Source organism: Paenibacillus sp. GCM10012306 (genome assembly GCF_042649265.1).
In the GTDB taxonomy this organism is placed as follows: domain Bacteria; phylum Bacillota; class Bacilli; order Paenibacillales; family Paenibacillaceae; genus Paenibacillus_AQ.
Genome location: NZ_JBHRYW010000004.1, coordinates 284,398 through 301,043, shown reverse-complemented (window position 1 = coordinate 301,043; position 16,646 = coordinate 284,398). Strand labels below are relative to the sequence as shown.

Annotated in this window: 14 protein-coding genes; 3 read left to right on the top strand and 11 right to left on the bottom strand. The window is 51.1% G+C overall.

Going from position 1 to position 16,646, the window contains the following annotated elements; translation table 11 throughout:
• Nucleotides 1-17 precede the first annotated feature (17 nt).
• Together ACFORK_RS12145 and ACFORK_RS12140 are read left to right on the top strand one after the other, a co-directional pair.
• Nucleotides 18-863, top strand: coding sequence for a helix-turn-helix transcriptional regulator (locus ACFORK_RS12145; protein ID WP_379199104.1), 846 nt, complete (start codon nt 18-20; stop codon nt 861-863).
• Nucleotides 864-1,438: 575 nt separating this feature from the next.
• On the top strand, nt 1,439-1,762 hold the full coding sequence (locus tag ACFORK_RS12140; protein ID WP_379199102.1) for a hypothetical protein: 324 nt from the start codon (nt 1,439-1,441) through the stop codon (nt 1,760-1,762).
• 77 nt (nt 1,763-1,839) lie between these two features.
• Here the strand turns inward: ACFORK_RS12140 and ACFORK_RS12135 are convergent, their stop codons facing one another.
• From ACFORK_RS12135 to ACFORK_RS12100, 8 genes are all read right to left on the bottom strand, one after another.
• On the bottom strand, nt 1,840-2,691 hold the full coding sequence (locus tag ACFORK_RS12135; protein WP_379199100.1) for a M15 family metallopeptidase: 852 nt from the start codon (nt 2,689-2,691) through the stop codon (nt 1,840-1,842).
• 187 nt (nt 2,692-2,878) lie between these two features.
• On the bottom strand, nt 2,879-4,711 hold the full coding sequence (locus tag ACFORK_RS12130) for a DEAD/DEAH box helicase (RefSeq protein WP_379199098.1): 1,833 nt from the start codon (nt 4,709-4,711) through the stop codon (nt 2,879-2,881).
• Nucleotides 4,712-5,199: 488 nt separating this feature from the next.
• Nucleotides 5,200-6,870, bottom strand: coding sequence for an ABC1 kinase family protein (locus ACFORK_RS12125; protein ID WP_379199096.1), 1,671 nt, complete (start codon nt 6,868-6,870; stop codon nt 5,200-5,202).
• On the bottom strand, nt 6,871-7,218 hold the full coding sequence (locus ACFORK_RS12120) for a phasin family protein (RefSeq protein ID WP_379199094.1): 348 nt from the start codon (nt 7,216-7,218) through the stop codon (nt 6,871-6,873).
• 105 nt (nt 7,219-7,323) lie between these two features.
• Nucleotides 7,324-7,962, bottom strand: coding sequence for a ThuA domain-containing protein (locus tag ACFORK_RS12115; protein ID WP_379199092.1), 639 nt, complete (start codon nt 7,960-7,962; stop codon nt 7,324-7,326).
• A gap of 203 nt (nt 7,963-8,165) precedes the next feature.
• Nucleotides 8,166-8,978: a uroporphyrinogen-III synthase gene (locus ACFORK_RS12110; RefSeq protein ID WP_379199089.1), complete on the bottom strand. Its 813-nt coding sequence runs from the start codon at nt 8,976-8,978 to the stop codon at nt 8,166-8,168.
• An 85-nt stretch (nt 8,979-9,063) separates the two neighbouring features.
• Complete coding sequence (locus ACFORK_RS12105) at nt 9,064-11,052, bottom strand: methyl-accepting chemotaxis protein (RefSeq protein WP_379199087.1); 1,989 nt, start codon at nt 11,050-11,052, stop codon at nt 9,064-9,066.
• A gap of 252 nt (nt 11,053-11,304) precedes the next feature.
• The gene (locus ACFORK_RS12100) at nt 11,305-11,700 is read right to left on the bottom strand and encodes a Fur family transcriptional regulator (protein ID WP_379199085.1); all 396 of its coding nucleotides are present in this window, start codon (nt 11,698-11,700) and stop codon (nt 11,305-11,307) included.
• Nucleotides 11,701-11,886: 186 nt separating this feature from the next.
• On the opposite strand from ACFORK_RS12100, the gene ACFORK_RS12095 reads away from it, so the two are divergent.
• Nucleotides 11,887-13,029 carry a GGDEF domain-containing protein gene (locus tag ACFORK_RS12095; protein ID WP_379199083.1) on the top strand — a complete coding sequence of 381 codons (1,143 nt, stop codon included), beginning with the start codon at nt 11,887-11,889 and terminating at the stop codon, nt 13,027-13,029.
• Here the strand turns inward: ACFORK_RS12095 and ACFORK_RS12090 are convergent.
• The 3 genes from ACFORK_RS12090 to ACFORK_RS12080 are packed head-to-tail and all read right to left on the bottom strand — an operon-like array spanning nt 13,022 to nt 16,591.
• Nucleotides 13,022-14,119 carry a Ger(x)C family spore germination protein gene (locus ACFORK_RS12090; protein WP_379199081.1) on the bottom strand — a complete coding sequence of 366 codons (1,098 nt, stop codon included), beginning with the start codon at nt 14,117-14,119 and terminating at the stop codon, nt 13,022-13,024. The two genes, ACFORK_RS12095 and ACFORK_RS12090, sit on opposite strands and share 8 nt — an antisense overlap.
• Complete coding sequence (locus ACFORK_RS12085; RefSeq protein WP_379199079.1) at nt 14,116-15,225, bottom strand: GerAB/ArcD/ProY family transporter; 1,110 nt, start codon at nt 15,223-15,225, stop codon at nt 14,116-14,118. Before ACFORK_RS12085 ends, ACFORK_RS12090 begins: the two co-directional genes overlap by 4 nt.
• Nucleotides 15,218-16,591, bottom strand: coding sequence for a spore germination protein (locus tag ACFORK_RS12080; protein ID WP_379199077.1), 1,374 nt, complete (start codon nt 16,589-16,591; stop codon nt 15,218-15,220). The genes ACFORK_RS12085 and ACFORK_RS12080 overlap by 8 nt, the downstream gene beginning before the upstream one ends.
• Between the last annotated feature and the right edge of the window lie 55 nt (nt 16,592-16,646).

Here is a 16,646-nt window from a genome sequence, read left to right as displayed (position 1 = left end):
GCCAAGAAATACAGGTGATGGATGTCATTATTGAATGGGTAGATATCATTTTTGAACAAATCGGCACCGCTAGTAAATGTCCGCCCCATGCCCACACCTGGTTTGAACTCAACTATGTGCTGACCGGGCGGCTGGATACGCACTTCGTCGGAGAATCCATCGGCGTTCAAGCCGACGAGTTCTTCCTTATTCCCCCGGGCATGGTCCATTCTCATACGTATACTAAGGGGAATCCGCACGAAGGTCTCTGTTTCCGCTGGCGGATTCGGCGTGCAGACGGAACAGAGGAGAATTTGCCTGGGGATTCCTTGTATGCACGGCTACTACGGCTACAAAAGTGGAAGCCTGGCTCCTACCGCGATGAAGCTGGCTTTGGAGCCATGCTGATGCATTTTCTACGTGAAGCCACTTTGCAGCGTTCGGAGCTTGGGCTTCAGCTCTTGCTCGTCGGACTGCTTGAGCAACTCTGCACCCTTCAGCAATCAATGGACGGACAGACGGGGTTAACCAAGACTTATCAGGACCCACTGGTGCGAAAAGTGGAGATTTATTTGGAGGACTATCAAGGCGGCCGCCTGAGCGTCACAGAGTTGGCTGCATCGCTGCATATGAGCTACGGACATTTATCCCGGCAGTACAAGAAGCTTACAGGGTATACCATTGTGGAACGGATGAATCAGATCAGGCTGGAAAAAGCATCCGAGCTGCTTCGCCTACCAGACGCCCTTGTCTCAGAATCAGCAGAGCAAGCCGGCTTCGCCGATCTCAGCTATTTCAGCAGAGCTTTTAAAAAACGCTATGGACAAAGCCCTCTGAGCTATCGAAACGAGCAGCTTAGGCTGTCGACAAAATCAGAGGAATGAAACCTCATCCTCACCAAGGTTACGCTTGCGTTGTAATTTGGAAGGAATCTCTCTTGGATCTCTCTTGGATCTCTCTTGAGTCTCTCCCGGCGGTAATAATCAAGAGATAAGTTCTCTAAACGATACAAAGGAGCTGTCCCAAAAGTGAGTTTTCTACGAGCTGCGACAGATTCACTTCATTTTCAAAACTATAAAGCTAATAGAGCAGCGATTCTCCTATTATTAGAGAATCGCTGCTGCTCTGCGTATTAGCAGAAGTGGTCCCAAGAGCCATTCTTGGCTTATGGAACACTCTTTTTCTCTCTAATGAATAATTGCCTTAGGCCTAGAAGGTCGAGGGGATCGGGAATAGAGGCAAAAATGTACCTTAATTTGTGTCTATACGTGTGATTTAGGTAATTAAGTGCAAAATTGTATGTTAATTCTCATCTCAGCTTGAAAAAGAGCCTTTTTCGTGAATATAAGGTACAATATTGCACTTATTTGGCGAATACAGCGGTTTCACCATTAATTAAGGTACAAAATTGCCTTTATTTCAAACCGCAGGGTAAGAGGCACCTGTTACGGGGTACGGGGTGCGGGGTACGGGGTACGGATACGCGTCACGCTTACGGATCACGGTTACAGTTATGATTACAGTTACAGTTACAGTTACAGTTACAGTTACAGTTGCAGTTGCAGTTACAGTTGCAGTTACAGTTGCAGTTACAGTTACAGTTACAGTTACTGTTACAGTTGCAGTTGCAGTTACTGTTACAGTTGCAGTTACTGTTACAGTTGCAGTTACTGTTACGGAGTACGGGATTTCTGTTGCGGGGTACGGGTTGTCACTTACGAGCCACCAGCCACGACGCAGAATCCACCGGCCTTCAGCCAGCCACCACCATCCATCTCATTAGGTCAGACCATGCAAAATAGGATGTCCATAAAGCCTATGGCTTACGGGACATCCCCTTTTATCATACTAAGTCTATGCTTATTGCGACACTGGAACCGCGTTATAGTATTCCTCTAACGTAACGCCACTCTGTACAATATCAGCCGCAATCTCTTTGCCAACATAACGAATATGCCATGGCTCATACATGTATCCGGTAATTTTCTCCTTGCCCTCCGGATAGCGGATGATATATCCATACTCCGCTGCATGTTCAGCCAGCCATTTGGCTTCCGGCGTTCCGGCAAAGCAGCTTTCAGCCGCACACTTCCCGTCACTGCTTGTCACATCAATAGCTAGTCCAGTCTGATGCTCGCTATGCCCCGGCACCGCACTGTATCTGCGAGCTTTCTCTTCTCCGTCGCGTTCCACATAACGGTTGAACAGACCAACCTGGGTGGACTGGGAACGGAACGCAGAGACACCGGCCAGATAAATGCCATCTTTCTCCGCACCGGCAAACAACTCTTCCAGTGCCGTAGCCGCTTCCTTGCGCATCATCCGTTTCTCGATTTTTTCCTTGAACGTAAACCGCACATTCGGATAAACGAGATCCTCCGGCTTATAATTATCCGGCAGTCCGTACTGCTTGTTCACCATTACTGTCATACTGTTCGGTTCAGAGGTGGAATTAGACGGACTCCCCGTTACCGGTGTTAAATGATCCCCACCAGGACCGCTGTTTCCGTCGTTACCAGGCTTGTCCGTGCCATTTTCACCGGAAACGGCCGATGGATCTGGGGAAGCCACAGGTTGACCCTGAAGGTCATCCTGCTGATTGGCTGCCGCCCCCTGTTCCTTTGAGGCTGAAGGAATCGTATATTTACCGATTCCCCAGCCGATAGCAACGACAATGATGAATAAGAACAGGATTCTTACTTTTTTGGACATGTTACTGCTTCTCCCTCCTAAGCCAGTGTTCTTCTCTATTAAGACCGGCTGACCACCGGAAATGTTTCATCAAGAAAAATCGGACGCACCATGACTTGTTAGATTCCAAAAAAATATTACCATAGTCGCCGGCGTAAACGCCAACTGCACTATGGTAACAAGGTCTACTTACGCCTGTCCATCGCCTTTATCTGGATGAGCCACGCCCGCCGCCTTTACGGCCGCCGGAACTATTACTACGGCCTCCGCTGCGTGAGCTATTACCGCCGTAGCCGCCTTGGCCTCCGCTGCGCGAGCCATTACCGCCGTAACCGCCTTGGCCTCCACTGCGCGAGCCATTACCGCCGTAACCGCCCTGGCCTCCGCTGCGCGAACCATTGCCGCCGTAGCCGCCTTGGCCTCCACTGCGCGAGCCATTGCCGCCGTAGCCGCCTTGGCCTCCACTGCGCGAGCTATTGCCGCCGTAGCCGCTCCGGCTTCCGCCACGCGAGCCACTGTCGCTATAGCCGCTCTGGCTTTCGCTGTGCGAGCTATTAGCGCTGTAGCCGCTACGCGGGCCATTGCCGCCTTGAGCGCTGCGGCCCGGGCGGGAGCTAGCTGACGGCTGATCCCAGACGGCAGCTTCCTTGGCACGTCCGCGGCCACCGCCGCCTTGAGCGCTGCGGCCCGGGCGGGAGCTAGCTGACGGCTGATCCCAGACGGCAGCTTCCTTGGCGCGTCCGCGGCCACCGCCGCCTTGACGCGCACCAGCCTCCGCACGCGGCGCTCCGCCGCTGCGGCCTGCACCACGGCTGCCGGTCTTCGGTCCGCGACCGGCCCGTGCCGCTTCGGGAGCTGCACCACGGCGGCTGCCCTGGCGGCTTCCGCCGCCCTGAGCGGCGGAGAATTCACCGACGCCGAACTCGTCTTTCTCGTAGCGGCGGCGATCAAGCCGCTGCGAGATGCCCTGCTCGATCATGTCAAGGCCTTGCTGGTCACGCGGCGAGGCGAAAGTAATCGCCAAGCCCTTGCCACCAGCACGGCCTGTCCGTCCGATCCGGTGGATGTAGCTGTCCACATCCAGCGGCATATCATAGTTGAAGACATGCGTTACGCCTTCAACATCAAGGCCACGGGCCGCTACGTCTGTAGCAACAAGGAGCTGCAGCTTGGCGTCACGGAATCTTTTCATTACCGCTTCACGCTTCGCTTGGGACAGATCACCATGCAGCTCATCGCATTCGTAACCGGCCTGCTGCAATGCCTCGTTCAACTTGGATACCCGGCGTTTGGTCCGGCAGAAAATCATAGCCAAGTACGGACGGTCCCGCTCGATCAAGGCTTGCAATGCTTCCTCCTTGTTCCGGTCAGAGCATTCCACGACTTGCTGACGGATATTGTCCAGTGGAATCGGTGAACCGCTCTTGATTACGATATCCAGCGGCTCTTTCATATAATTGGCTGCAAGACGCTTAATCGGATCTGGCATTGTTGCCGAGAACAACATTGTCTGGCGACGGTAAGGCACAGCCGTGATAATGGTCTCAACATCCTCCAGGAAGCCCATATGCAGCATTTGATCCGCCTCGTCCAGAACGAGCATTTTCACCCCGCTGAGATCCAGTGTTTCCCGGCGCAAATGGTCCAAGAGACGTCCCGGCGTTCCGATAATCAAGTGACGGCCGCCTTCCAGCTTGCGGAGTTGCTTCTCCACATCCTGGCCGCCGTATACAGCGAGGATTTTGACACCTGTGTGGCGCGCCAGCTTGCGCGCTTCTTCTGTAATTTGCAAAGCCAGCTCCCGTGTAGGAGCCAGGATTAGCGCCTGCGGATAAGCCCGCTCTACATAGATCTTGTCCAGAATCGGCAGCAGGAACGCAAGTGTCTTCCCTGTCCCTGTCTTAGCCCGCGCAATGACATCCAATCCCTGTACGACCGGCGGAATGGCTTCCTGCTGTACGGGGGTCGGTTGGACAATCCCTTGTCCTTGAAGAAGTCCAGTCAACACCTCTGAAACTCCCAAATCTTTAAATCCCGGCAAATTCTCCACCTCACTGTTTCTTCAAAATAATGATGCTTCTTAGCATTTCTTCGCTTCCTAAACTTCAGACCTTCCGCAACATCCCTATTCAAGTAGAAACGGCTTTGCCGTCCACTAAGGGACGGTATCCGTTTCAGCGAGAAATATAAGGATAATTTATAGTGTAGAACATATAAATTCTTATATTTCAAACAAAAAGCGGAAGAACTCCGTCACCGGAGCCCTTCCGTCCCAATGTATCCTTGATTACCAAGTGGAGTCGTCAAGGTTCGGTTTCTACAAGGGCAGCTAGTCACCGGACAGTTCAGACGGCACTCCATTGCTTTATATTCAACACTTTCGTCATGAGAATCCAGCTTGAGTCTAGAAAGTTCCTCTATATTGTACTTGATCCTCAGCCTTTTGTGGTGAAAATGGACAAGAATATTTCCTGCTTCATTAGTCAGCACTATTAATATACCCCAAATGGCTGTCTTTGCTTCAGCCAGCTAGAACCTGCCTGACTTGAAAATCGAGAACAGCAGCCACAGGAACATCAGCAGCGCCACTACCGCGCCAATCTCCACCGTAGGGAAATCCCACAGATGCGAAGGTTCGCCCCGCATCGCGGAGCCGATAATCAGCCCCACCATAATGATACTGAAGGCCAGCAGCACGATGCTGAAGGATAGGCGGTTGCCGATCCGGTCCAGCTTGCGCTGGATCGACTGCAATTCAGGCAGTCCAACCTCAACCTTCAGCTTGCCCGAGCTGACTAGCGCGGAGAGCTGACGCGCCTGTGTCGGCAGCTCGATCAGACTCTCGGCCAGGTCTGCTACCCCGTCCCACAGCTTGCGCTGAATCCGGCTGCCGGTAAAACGTTCCTTAGCCAGCCGCTTGCCGAAAGGCTCGGCCATCTGGACAATGCTGAAGGAGGGGTCAAGGTTCCCAACGACCCCCTCCATAGTCAGCATCGTCTTACCCAAGATCGCCAGATCCGGCGGAATCACCAGCCGGTGTTTGCGGGCAATGCCGAAAAGATCGTTCAGCGCCTTGCCGATACTGACCTGATTGAATGGAACATCATAATATTCATCCCTGAGGCGGTCGACATCGTTATGCAGTGCTACCCGGTCAGCATTCTCCGGTATCACGCCAAGCTTGAGGATCGCCCGCACCATCGCTTCTGTATTCTTGCGCATCAGGGCGATGATCAGTGCAGATAAATGCTCCCGCATCTGATCACTAAGGCGGCCCACCATCCCGAAGTCGATCAAGGCCAGCTTCCCGTTATCCATCAGCATCACGTTACCGGGATGCGGGTCAGCATGAAAGAAGCCGTGAATGAACACCTGACTCAGCATCGTCTCTACAAGCTGCTGTGCGATCTCCTTGAGCTTGACACCCTTGTCCAGCAACTCCTGGCGGCGGTTCAAAGTAATCCCTTCCACGTACTCCATGGTCAGCACCCTTGTTGAAGTATAATCCCAATAAATCTCCGGGATGTATATTCCCTCGCGTTGTCCTAGCTGACCCGCTATTTTCTCTGCATTGCGCCCTTCCTGGCTGTAGTCCAGTTCACCCAAGAGAGACCTGGAGAACTCATCCGCCATACGGCTCAGGCCGTACTGCTTGGCCCAGTCCATGCGCCGCTCCGCCAGAGCACACAAGTCGCGGAGGATCTCCAGGTCACGGCTCATCGTCCGCAGCACGCCAGGACGCTGGATTTTGACTGCAACCGTCACCCCATCATGCAGCACAGCACGGTGAACCTGACCGATGGAAGCAGCGGCAAGCGGTTTATATTCAAAGGATTGAAAAATCTCGTCCACATGCTGGTCCAATTCCTGCTCCACAATGGACCGGGCCGTGTCCGCCGAGAACGGCGGCACATGATCCTGGAGCTTCACCAGCTCCTGAATAATGGAATCGGGCAGCAGATCGGAGCGGGTGCTGGCGAGCTGACCCAACTTCACAAAAGTTGGCCCTAGATCCTCCAGCACCCGGCGAATCCGCTCCCCGAGGGTTAGGCTTTCATGAACCTCCTGCGTGACCAGACGGCGCGGGAGGGATAGAAGATGGTAGAGTCCCAGTTCCTCCACCATATAGCCAAAGCCATGACGCATAAGCGCCATGGCTATCGCCCGATAACGTCCAGCATGCCTGATGCGGACCGCCATTTAATCGTTATGCGTTTCCGGCAAAGTTCCCTGGGGCCGGGAAATGCCCTCCAGCTCCGCTACGCGGTGCTCCAGTCCGGCTATTTTGGCCTCAAGAGCCTCAATGTCCTTATGTGACGGTACCTTCAGGTCGGTCAGTACACGTTGTACCTGTTCTTGTATGGCTGACTTGAATACGCTACGCTCTTCCTCTCCCCGCTCGATGAGTCGATCAACTAGCGCCTTCGATTCGGAGGGCGCAAGCTCTCCGCGCTTCACAAGCTCCTCGACTGTCTTCTCAACTTTTTCCTTGCTGACTATGGTGAGGCCCACTCCTAAAGAGATCGCTTTTTTAAACAAATCACTCATGGCTCTTTCCTCCCAAAGATTGCATTTTGTTGTAAACAGAAGTCATGGTTAAAGTATACCCCACCGAGCAGACATTTCACAAAAGAACGACGCGACCTTTATTCTCTAGGACGTATGAGGAATGCGAGCGGCCCAAGTGGCAGCCTGCAAGATCAGCTCCCGGATGGCAGGATGCCGGAACGTAGGCTCATGATGGCCCGGCATCAGATAGACAACTCGTCCTTGACCATAGCGGTGACACCAAGCAGCAGGCAGCCATTCGCCATCTGCCTCATACTCCAGAAGCACAGTTTTCTCTGTGAAAGGATCAAATTCAAAACGATATGGCTCCTCAGCCAGTTCAAAATCTTCAATTCCCTCGGTAATATCATGCTGCTGCACGCGGAATTTCAAAGGACCATAAGGCGGATGAGTAGTGAATTTCCCGCCGATTAGCTGGGCCAGCTCATAGCGCTTTGCCAGCGATACGCCGGTATGCAGAACGATGAGCCCACCGCCACCGCTCACATAGCTTAGTAGCCCTGCCGTCTGCTGGGGAGACACCGTCTCGTTCCATAATTCATTATAAGCAATACATAAGTCATAGCCGGCCAAATGCTCGCTCAGCAACAGTTTCTTATTCTCTGAACATTGAACGGTCAGCAGTTCATGCAAAATTTCACCGATTTGTTGATCCACTCCCTGCAAGGGGTGGAAACGGGGATGGGTGTAGTCACCGAGTAACAGACATTTTCTCTTGTCCATAGGTGCACTCCTCCTTATTATTCGTCTGGTGTAATTGGTATGAGCTTCCTTTATTTTAAGGAAAAGCTCGCGGTATGTCCATCCAAAGCGGACTTTCCCCGCAGATTTGTCTTCCTGTTAAAAAAGCATTTCCGCCCTCCATTGCGGCGAAAATGCTCTCTAGATCAGCCTGCTTTACGGGCCTCCCGCCGCCCTTTATCTACTTAACGGCTCGTAGCTAGATAGCGGCCAAGCTCCACGAACATGCTGCCCATTCGTTCGTGTTCAGGCATAACGATCCGCGTAATCCCCTCTTCTTGAAGTGCGGCAGAGGTGATGCGTCCGACTGACACAGCGAGCACGTCATTTTCAAAAGCCTCCCGCAATTCCTCCAGCTTGTTCTTCTCCTTAGCCAATTGAGAGAGAAACCGAAATTGCGGCGCACTGGTAAAGGCCACGGCATCTACCTTGCCGGTCACAATCTCCTCCAGCAGCCTCTCCAGTTCACCCGGCTCAGGGGGTGTATGACGATACGGCAAGATCTGCCGGGTTACGGCTCCCACGGTGTCCAGCCAGTCAGTCAGGACGGGTGCGGGGTCACCGTGCAGCTGCAACAGAACGTCCTTGCCCTGCAGATCCAGTCCTTCCATCCCCCGGATCAAACCCGTGCTGCTGCCATCATCGTCGCGAGCGACAGGAGTGAACCCTCTTTTCTTCAAAGCATTAACTGTTTTATAGCCCCGAGCAGCAATAAGAGAGCCTGACAAGACTTCCTGAAAGCGTTCCTCCAGCCCCATACTACCGGCCATGGTGAACAGGGCCTCCAGCCCAATGCCTGTAGTCAGAATCACCAGGTATGGGGGACTGGCAATCCAGCTCTCCAGGCCTTCTCGTAGTGCATCATCATCCAGAAATACGGTTCCCTGGGCAGGCCGCAGCAGCGCTGTTCCACCCATATTCTGTACCAGCTTGGTCATTTCCTCGGCCTTGCGCGCACCGGCGAGGGCGATGGTGAGACCTTTTAATTGCTCTGCCATGAAATCTGCTCTCTCCTTATCGTAACCCTGTTATTTTGCTTATCAGTATACTTGTAAACACCAGGAGATGGAAAGGAATTATTAGCTACTGTCGTTCCTCCAGCTTGAAGCGGCTCGCCAGCTTTTGTAGCTCTTCAGCCAGATGGCTGAGATCGGCGGACGATGAAGCGATCTCCTCTACAGAAGCCAGCTGCTCCTGTGCGGCAGCGGAGATCGTCTCTGTACTGGCAGCAGCCTCACCGGTGATCAAGCGAATCTCGGCAATCGCCTTCTCCATGCTGTCTGTTTCTGAGGTTAGTGTGCGGACAGCTTCATTCATGTCTTCGATTTTCTCGGCGGCACCCTTTACCGCTCTGCGGATACGCGAGAAGGATCGGCCAGTTGTATCGACCGCAAGAATTCCTTCTGACACACGCTCTTTGGCAGCTTCCATCGTGGTGGTGGCCTGCGCCACCTCCCCGTTGATGGAAGTAATCTGATCCGCAATTCGGGTCGCTGATCGCTCTGATTCCTCTGCCAGCTTGCGCACCTCTGCGGCAACAACCGCGAAGCCGCGGCCCTGCTCGCCCGCCCTTGCGGCCTCAATGGAAGCATTCAGCGCCAGCAAGTTGGTCTGACGGGCAATTCCCTTGATCACCCCTACAATCCCGGTGATCTGGTCGGTGCGGCTATTGAGTTTGTCAATCACACTGCCAAGCTCTTCCACCGTCTCATGGATACCATTGATTTTGTCCACGACACTGATGACCGAATCGCCACCTTCCGAGGCGGATAACGAGGTCTTATCCATCATCGCTGATACCTGCTCCATAACCCCCGAGATCTTCATCACTTCGTTGGCTGTGGCTGCCGTACTCTCCATGCCTTTATGTACACTATTGACCTGACGCTCCGTTCCCCCGGCCACCTCCTGAATGGCAATGGTCACATGCTCGATAGCCTTTGTGGTCTGCTCTGCACTCGCGGTCAATTCCTCCGCAGAGGAGGACAAGTTGTCCGTCATTTCTTGTACACCAACGATCATCCCCCGCAGATTGACCACCATGGACTGGAAGTTCTCAGCTAGTACGCCGATCTCATCCTTGCGGAAATCGCCGATATCCTTCGACAAGTCACCCTCGGCGATCACCTCTGTTGCCTTTCTCAATCGGCGAAGCGGCTGAAGTATGGAATGTACATTAATATAGATTAGCACCAGCGCCACCAAGACAGAGCCAGCGATAACCATCGCTGCAGTATTACGGATAGGTGCTGTTACACCGTCCACCTCGTTCATGCTGATCGTGCCTCCAATTCTCCAGCCCGTCAGCTCGTTGACCATAAAGATCATCTTCTTGTTACTATCCTTATACACGTAATCGAAGGAACCCTTCTCCTGTTCAAACATTTTCTTCACAAAATCAGCACCGGATTCGACTCCAATCGTCTCTGTAGGATGGACCAGATACTTCTTGCTGCTGTCCACGATTAAGATATAACCTTCCTTACCCACCTTGAGATTTGTCAGATCGCCCAGCTCAGCCAAATTCAGATTCAGGGCCACAACACCATCCCCGTTCTTCAGTACGGCGGAGATCGCAACGGCATTCTGCTTATCAGCCGATTGAAAAGCTGGAGAGATCACTACCCCCTTGCTGTCCTTCAACGCATTGACATAGGAATTCTCCTTGCGTGGATCATAGTCATTAGGCAGCTTGGTCTCGGAGGCATGCAGCGACTTGGCCCGGCTCGTCCCCACATAAATATCGAGCACATCGGAATGTAGCGCCGCATATTCCTGTAATCTGGCCCGGATGCCGGAGGATACCTCTCCGCTCGCTTCGCTGTTAATATCTTCCGCCTTCAGCTGTTCGGCAAAGTATTCAATATCCTTAATTTTAGACTTTATGTTGGCATTAATGATGGTGTTGACCGCACCTACGCTCTCCTGAGCGTTGTTGATCAATTGATCCTCCACTTCATGGCTGGCCGATTGATAAGTCTGCCAGCCAATGATCATGCTTGGCACCAGCAGCACAAGCATGTAGGTGGCAACGAGCTTCGTACGGATAGAAATAACCGTATTTTTGTTCATGAGATGTGATCACTCTCTCTTTCTTCTGGGTCTTAAGTAGGCCAGTCCTTCGATGTTAACAACAACTTTATGTATATAATTATAATTCAGCTTCCACAGTCTCTTTTCCTTCTCGATCCCTTTAATATTCTCATACATTTCTTGATAATCCTCATATAAAACCGAAAAAGACCGTTTCTTATGGAAGCGATCTTTTCTTATATCCAATGTAAATGGAGCATTAAAAAAACAAGGACGAAAGTCCCTGTTTTTTTAATTCATGTTTTTCCCTTTGCAAGTCGGGCAAATTCCGCCGAATACGACATGGGCATGCCCAATGGTATACCCTGTTTCGCTGGCGACTTCGTTGATCCACTCTTCCGGAACATGACTCATCACTTCATCCACCGCCCCACACACCTCGCATATAATATGCTGGTGATCATCCATCCGGGCATCATATCGGCTCGCCGACTCACCGAGCTTGAGCTCCTGAATCAGTTTCTTGTCGGATAGGTAACGAAGCGAGTTATACACTGTACCATAAGCAAGATTATGTCCCTGCTCTACCAGGCGGTTCATCACTTCCGCAGCAGTTGGGTGATCATGCGAATTCCGGACGATATCGTAAACGGCTTGTCGTTGAGAAGTCAGATTAAGGTTTCTCATTGCGATCATCCTCTTATTTATTTTTAGATCAAGTATAAATACTAAAGTGCATGCGGTCAATAACCATAGTCAGGACTCCTATATATTTTATATAGCCATTTCCGCAAAATTCGCTAAAATGGACTTATCCGTTCATTGAATTCATCCGATCTAGCCAATTCTCCAAGCAAGGGGCCTTTGAAAGATATGCTGATTGACCTACTTACCAGCTTGTTCACTAATTTCTGCATTCTCGTTACATTCGTCTTCCTCTCCGGCAGTCTTTCCAAGCGATACAACTTTCTGGGCCGTACAATGTCGCCTCAGGCAGGCATCGTCGCCGGATTGATATTCGGGCTCTTCGGCATGATTCTGATGAGTTACTCATTCCCTATTGGACCGAACACCTACGCGAATCTGCGACATCTGGCCATCATTATCGCTGGCGCTTATCTCGGCTGGCTTCCTGCTGCTGTCTGTTCTGTCCTGCTGGCCGTCAGCCGACTCCTCTTCTATGATATTACCTATAATTCTCTTTCTGCAGCCTTTTCCTTACTGCTCTGCGGCGTATGCTGCAGTTGGATCGCGCTTAAACCCTGGACCCGTCTGCGTAAAATGACCGTCAGTAATCTGCTTACTATGGGTCTCGTGTTTGCCCTGCTGCTTAACAATTTGGACAGTTTCCAAGCTGTCATGAAGGTCTTTCCAATAGAGCTTGCCGCCTCTCTTGCCACAGGTCTTATCATCTATTATGTTGCAGAGTATATCCAGCGCTCTAATGAATTGTTCAACCAGCTTGAGGTGCGGGCCACGACCGATTTTCTGACCGGACTGAATAACCGCCAGCAGTTCCAGCGGCATTTGGAGAGCGAATTGCTCCAGGCAGCGAAGCAGCGCGAGAGCTTGTCCCTGCTTTCGCTCGATATCGATCATTTCAAGACCATCAACGATACATATGGACATCCAGCAGGCGATCAGGTGCTGATCCAGCTTGCCCAGCGGCTGATCGAAGCAGCTCGTCCTCAGGATATTGTCTCCCGCAACGGTGGCGAGGAATTCTCAGTACTGCTGCCCGTCTGTTCGCTACATGAAGCAGAGAAAGCTGGGGAACGCATTCGCGCAGCTGTAGAGCAGGACTTGTTCTTGCTCCCGGATGGACAGCGGATTCCCGTTACCATCTCCGTCGGTGCGGCTTGCTGCCACCCTGATTATGATGAAGCTGTCAGTCGCCTGCTGACCCATCACGCGGACCAAGCGCTCTACCGTGCCAAAAATTCAGGGCGAAACAAGGTCTGCTCCGAATCACCTTATTCTCACGAGAATGAAGCCTATGAGAGGCAGCTTATTTAATCATGCCAGAGTATTTGATATCCACATCCACCATCGTTTTAAATTCCAGCTTTGGATAAATAGCCTTCCATTCCTTCATCTCAGTGTCATTGTTAAAATGTCTTGAAGCGTAGCGCAATCCCCAGCCAAAAGGGTCCAGCCCGCTTCGTTGAATTTTGACCAGAAGCTTCTCAATCCCCTCCTTCAACTCCTCTCCACCAGCCTTGGAGATCTGCAGAAGGTCCTGATGAGTAACCATATCCTGAGAGCTATTCTCTTCGAGAATACCCACGATCTTTAACTTGTATTTAATGAAAGGCGTTCCCTGCTCAGGCGTATGAATTCGATAGCTTGCTGAGGAACTCTCCGTATAGTATTGGTACATCCCCCCTTTGTAATGAGCGGGAAGATTGGTCCGGAGCTCCCGGCGTGTCAGCAGATTAAAAAGCCGAGTCTCATCCGGCGAAAGTGTCATCCGGATTTTCTGCTTATCAAGCAGGGCAATTTTGTTAATCAGAAATTGCTCTTTTCCTCTAGACTCAACAATCGGAAGAGTGGGATCTATTCCCTCCTCATAGACGTTTTTCATCAGCTGGTAGGAGTACACGCTAGCGATAAATGGCGACTCCGTCCCTTCCCCGCTCATCGCCATGATCAGTGAATTAGAGGGAATATGCTCCGACTGAGGCTTTATACTTAGCACCTTCAGCGCCTCTGGTCTACCTACACCAAAGTTCAGGATCAGCTGGATATCCCTGCGCCGTACAGCCCAGTCCAGGACATGGCGGATATCTTTTTCCGCAAGCTTCTCTCCCATAATGATGGATTTGCAATGCACGTAATCCAATTCCTTCTCCACTCTGGATTTCATTAAGCGGAGCGCTTCTGAGATGCTGTAGGATTCTTCCGTCAATATCTGCATTTTCTCATCTATCTTGGTAATATCGCCTTGCGGTACGGCCAGCTTCAGACTAACCTTGAGGTTGCCTTCTTTCTCTCCAGGGTCCACCCCCATGGCAACGACGAATATTCGCCGATCGATATCTTTGAAATCACAGCCGGCCGTTAGTAGCAACAGAATGGCTATTAGCAACAAACCGGTTTTCTTCACAGATCCCGCCTCCTGGCCTTCCGCATTTTTATAGCGCAGTAGAACAGTGTAGCTATCATCGACATTTCTCCGAGCCAGCGAATCTGCAGAAACCACTCAGCCAGTTGATTAAGCTCATACTGATCCATATACATCAGCAGCAGAGTAGCTGCGCAGAATACCCCTAGAATGATCCCTTCTTTCCATAGCTTCGCTCTAGACGAATTTTTGTCTGCGAATGGCATAATACTTTTGAACAGCTCCAGCCCCACATGCCAGTGTACGATCACACTCATGATAGATAGGGTCATATAGGCAATATAAAAAATAAACAACATCCGTTCAATCAAAAACGTCTCGATCCGAATGCTGTCTGCAGTTGAGAACCAAGTGTATACATGACGTTCGACTCCGATCGTTCCAAAATATCCGATGGGTACCAGAAACGTCACTAATAGCACTATCAAGCCCTCCACAGCGATGAGCCAGACATGTCTTAGCTTAATTTTGTGAAATAGCCGGTTGAAAATGGCCAAATTGATGTAGCCACTAAATAGAAAAGTACCGGCAGCCACACTCTTGATATCCGGCTTATGCCAGATAAACGTCATAATCTGAAACACAGAGTCCCAACTAAAATTAGGGTTGATCAATGCTTTTACACTCGCATACAGAATTAGAGGCAAGGTAATGCCCAAGATCACCTCGAGCCCGTACAATAAGGACAGCCCATCTGCCCGGCAGCAAAGACAAACCAGAATTAAAAACCCAATAACTACCGGGTAAGCCCCAGTGTCGGGGCTGATGAATCGCAAGGTGATGTCCACGAATGAGAGCAATGTGATCACCCCGGCTGTATACCATAACACCGCGTAGATTAAGAGCATCGGCGTCGTCACAAGTTTGGGCATAAGCGAATTGAAGATTTCGGGAATTCCCTTGCCAGGGAACTTGTCCATCAATTTGGTAAACACATAGACAAACATGGTGCCGATCGGCACCGCAATCAGGATCGACATCAACGCTCCGTCAAAACGTCTGTCCATCAGCTCTCTTGGCACAAAGTTAATAATGTTGATCAGACTGTTCATCAGAAAAAGACAGTAGAAATAACGGCTTTTAACCATCAGTGCCCCCGCCTTTCTTGAATTTGCGGAAGTTGATGTTGTCCATGAAGAACAGCCGGAAATACGGCTGGCCAAAACTCCGCTGGCTGCATAGATAAATAATTAAACCTACCAGACAAGCTACAACACCGACCAAGCCTAGAAGAGCGGCGGCAATTACGAAGAAATATTTTAGTACACGGACAGAGAAGCTCATCATATTCAGTGGAATTAAAAAGTTGGAGATGGCGACTGCCGAGACTAGAATGATCATAATGTTGCCGACCAGACCGGCTTGGGTTGCCGCCTGACCTAGAATCAAACCGCCAACCGTGGTCGCCGTCGGACCAATCGCCTTGGGAAGCCTGATACTCGCTTCTGTCAGGAATTCCATCATGATGAGCATAATCAGTACTTCCACAAAAGAAGGATATGGCACGGTGGCACGGCTACCTGCAACAAGCAGCGCAATCTGCACCCGGATAATCTCCGGGTTGTACGAGGTGAACGCAACATACAGAGCCGGCAGCCACAGCGTCATCGCCACCCCGATGACCCGCAGAAACTTCAGGAATCTTCCGACAAAGGGAAACTGGATTTTGTCATCCATTGCCGTATAGAAATCATTGAAGATGGAGGGCAGAACAATGGCATAGCCTGTAGTATCCATCATCAGCGCCACTTTGCCTTCGGAGAGGTTAAATACAACGCGGTCCGGCCGCTCCGTTACAATAGTCTTGGGAAAAATCCGCAGCTTGTCGCTGCTTAAATACTTTTCAAGCTCGCCTGTGGCCTGCAGAATATCCACTCTCAGGGTCTGAAGCTTTTCTTTGACTTCAGCCAGCACATCATGATTCACACGGCTCTCATCATATAGAATTGCCGTCTTGGTCCGTGACAGATTGCCAATCAGCATCGATTCCATTTTTAGTTGCGAGGATTGATAGCGTCGCCGCACCATATTCAGATTGATTGCCAGATTCTCGGTGAATCCGTCGGACGGTCCCTGGGTCACACTCTCTGTGATGGTCTCCGACACAGCGCTGTTCTCGGACTTTAGAACATCAAAGAAATAGAGCTGCTCCAGGACACCAACAGCAGCATAGCCGCTCAGTAGAAGCTCCAGTGCCCGCTCACCCGTCGTTGCCTCTTCGGTGCCTGGATAGGTACGAATGTAATCCTTATAAGCTTCGGTATCCTCCATCTCATAGAATGGAGCAATCACACTATGGCTGACCTTATCTGAATCTGTAATGCTCTTGATAAAGACTAGCCGGGCATCACCGGCAGGCGCAAGCAGCCGCTTGTCCTCCAGATCTGCGATATTATCCAGCTTTCCAGTGATCCATTCCAAGGAAGCCGCGTGCTTCTGAGGTTGTTCAGACACTCTAAATCCCTCCCCTCTCTGGTTGCATTTTATGAAAGACGTGCCCTTATTTTGG

Bases quoted from the DNA above. Each gene is read 5' to 3' on its own strand.
- ACFORK_RS12105 (WP_379199087.1), bottom strand. From the start codon at position 11,052: ATGAACAAAAATACGGTTATTTCTATCCGTACGAAGCTCGTTGCCACC.
- ACFORK_RS12100 (WP_379199085.1), bottom strand. From the start codon at position 11,700: ATGAGAAACCTTAATCTGACTTCTCAACGACAAGCCGTTTACGATATC.
- ACFORK_RS12115 (WP_379199092.1), bottom strand. From the start codon at position 7,962: ATGGACAAGAGAAAATGTCTGTTACTCGGTGACTACACCCATCCCCGT.
- ACFORK_RS12095 (WP_379199083.1), top strand. From the start codon at position 11,887: ATGCTGATTGACCTACTTACCAGCTTGTTCACTAATTTCTGCATTCTC.
- ACFORK_RS12125 (WP_379199096.1), bottom strand. From the start codon at position 6,870: ATGGCGGTCCGCATCAGGCATGCTGGACGTTATCGGGCGATAGCCATG.
- ACFORK_RS12120 (WP_379199094.1), bottom strand. From the start codon at position 7,218: ATGAGTGATTTGTTTAAAAAAGCGATCTCTTTAGGAGTGGGCCTCACC.
- ACFORK_RS12135 (WP_379199100.1), bottom strand. From the start codon at position 2,691: ATGTCCAAAAAAGTAAGAATCCTGTTCTTATTCATCATTGTCGTTGCT.
- ACFORK_RS12145 (WP_379199104.1), top strand. From the start codon at position 18: ATGGATGTCATTATTGAATGGGTAGATATCATTTTTGAACAAATCGGC.
- ACFORK_RS12110 (WP_379199089.1), bottom strand. From the start codon at position 8,978: ATGGCAGAGCAATTAAAAGGTCTCACCATCGCCCTCGCCGGTGCGCGC.
- ACFORK_RS12085 (WP_379199079.1), bottom strand. From the start codon at position 15,225: ATGGTTAAAAGCCGTTATTTCTACTGTCTTTTTCTGATGAACAGTCTG.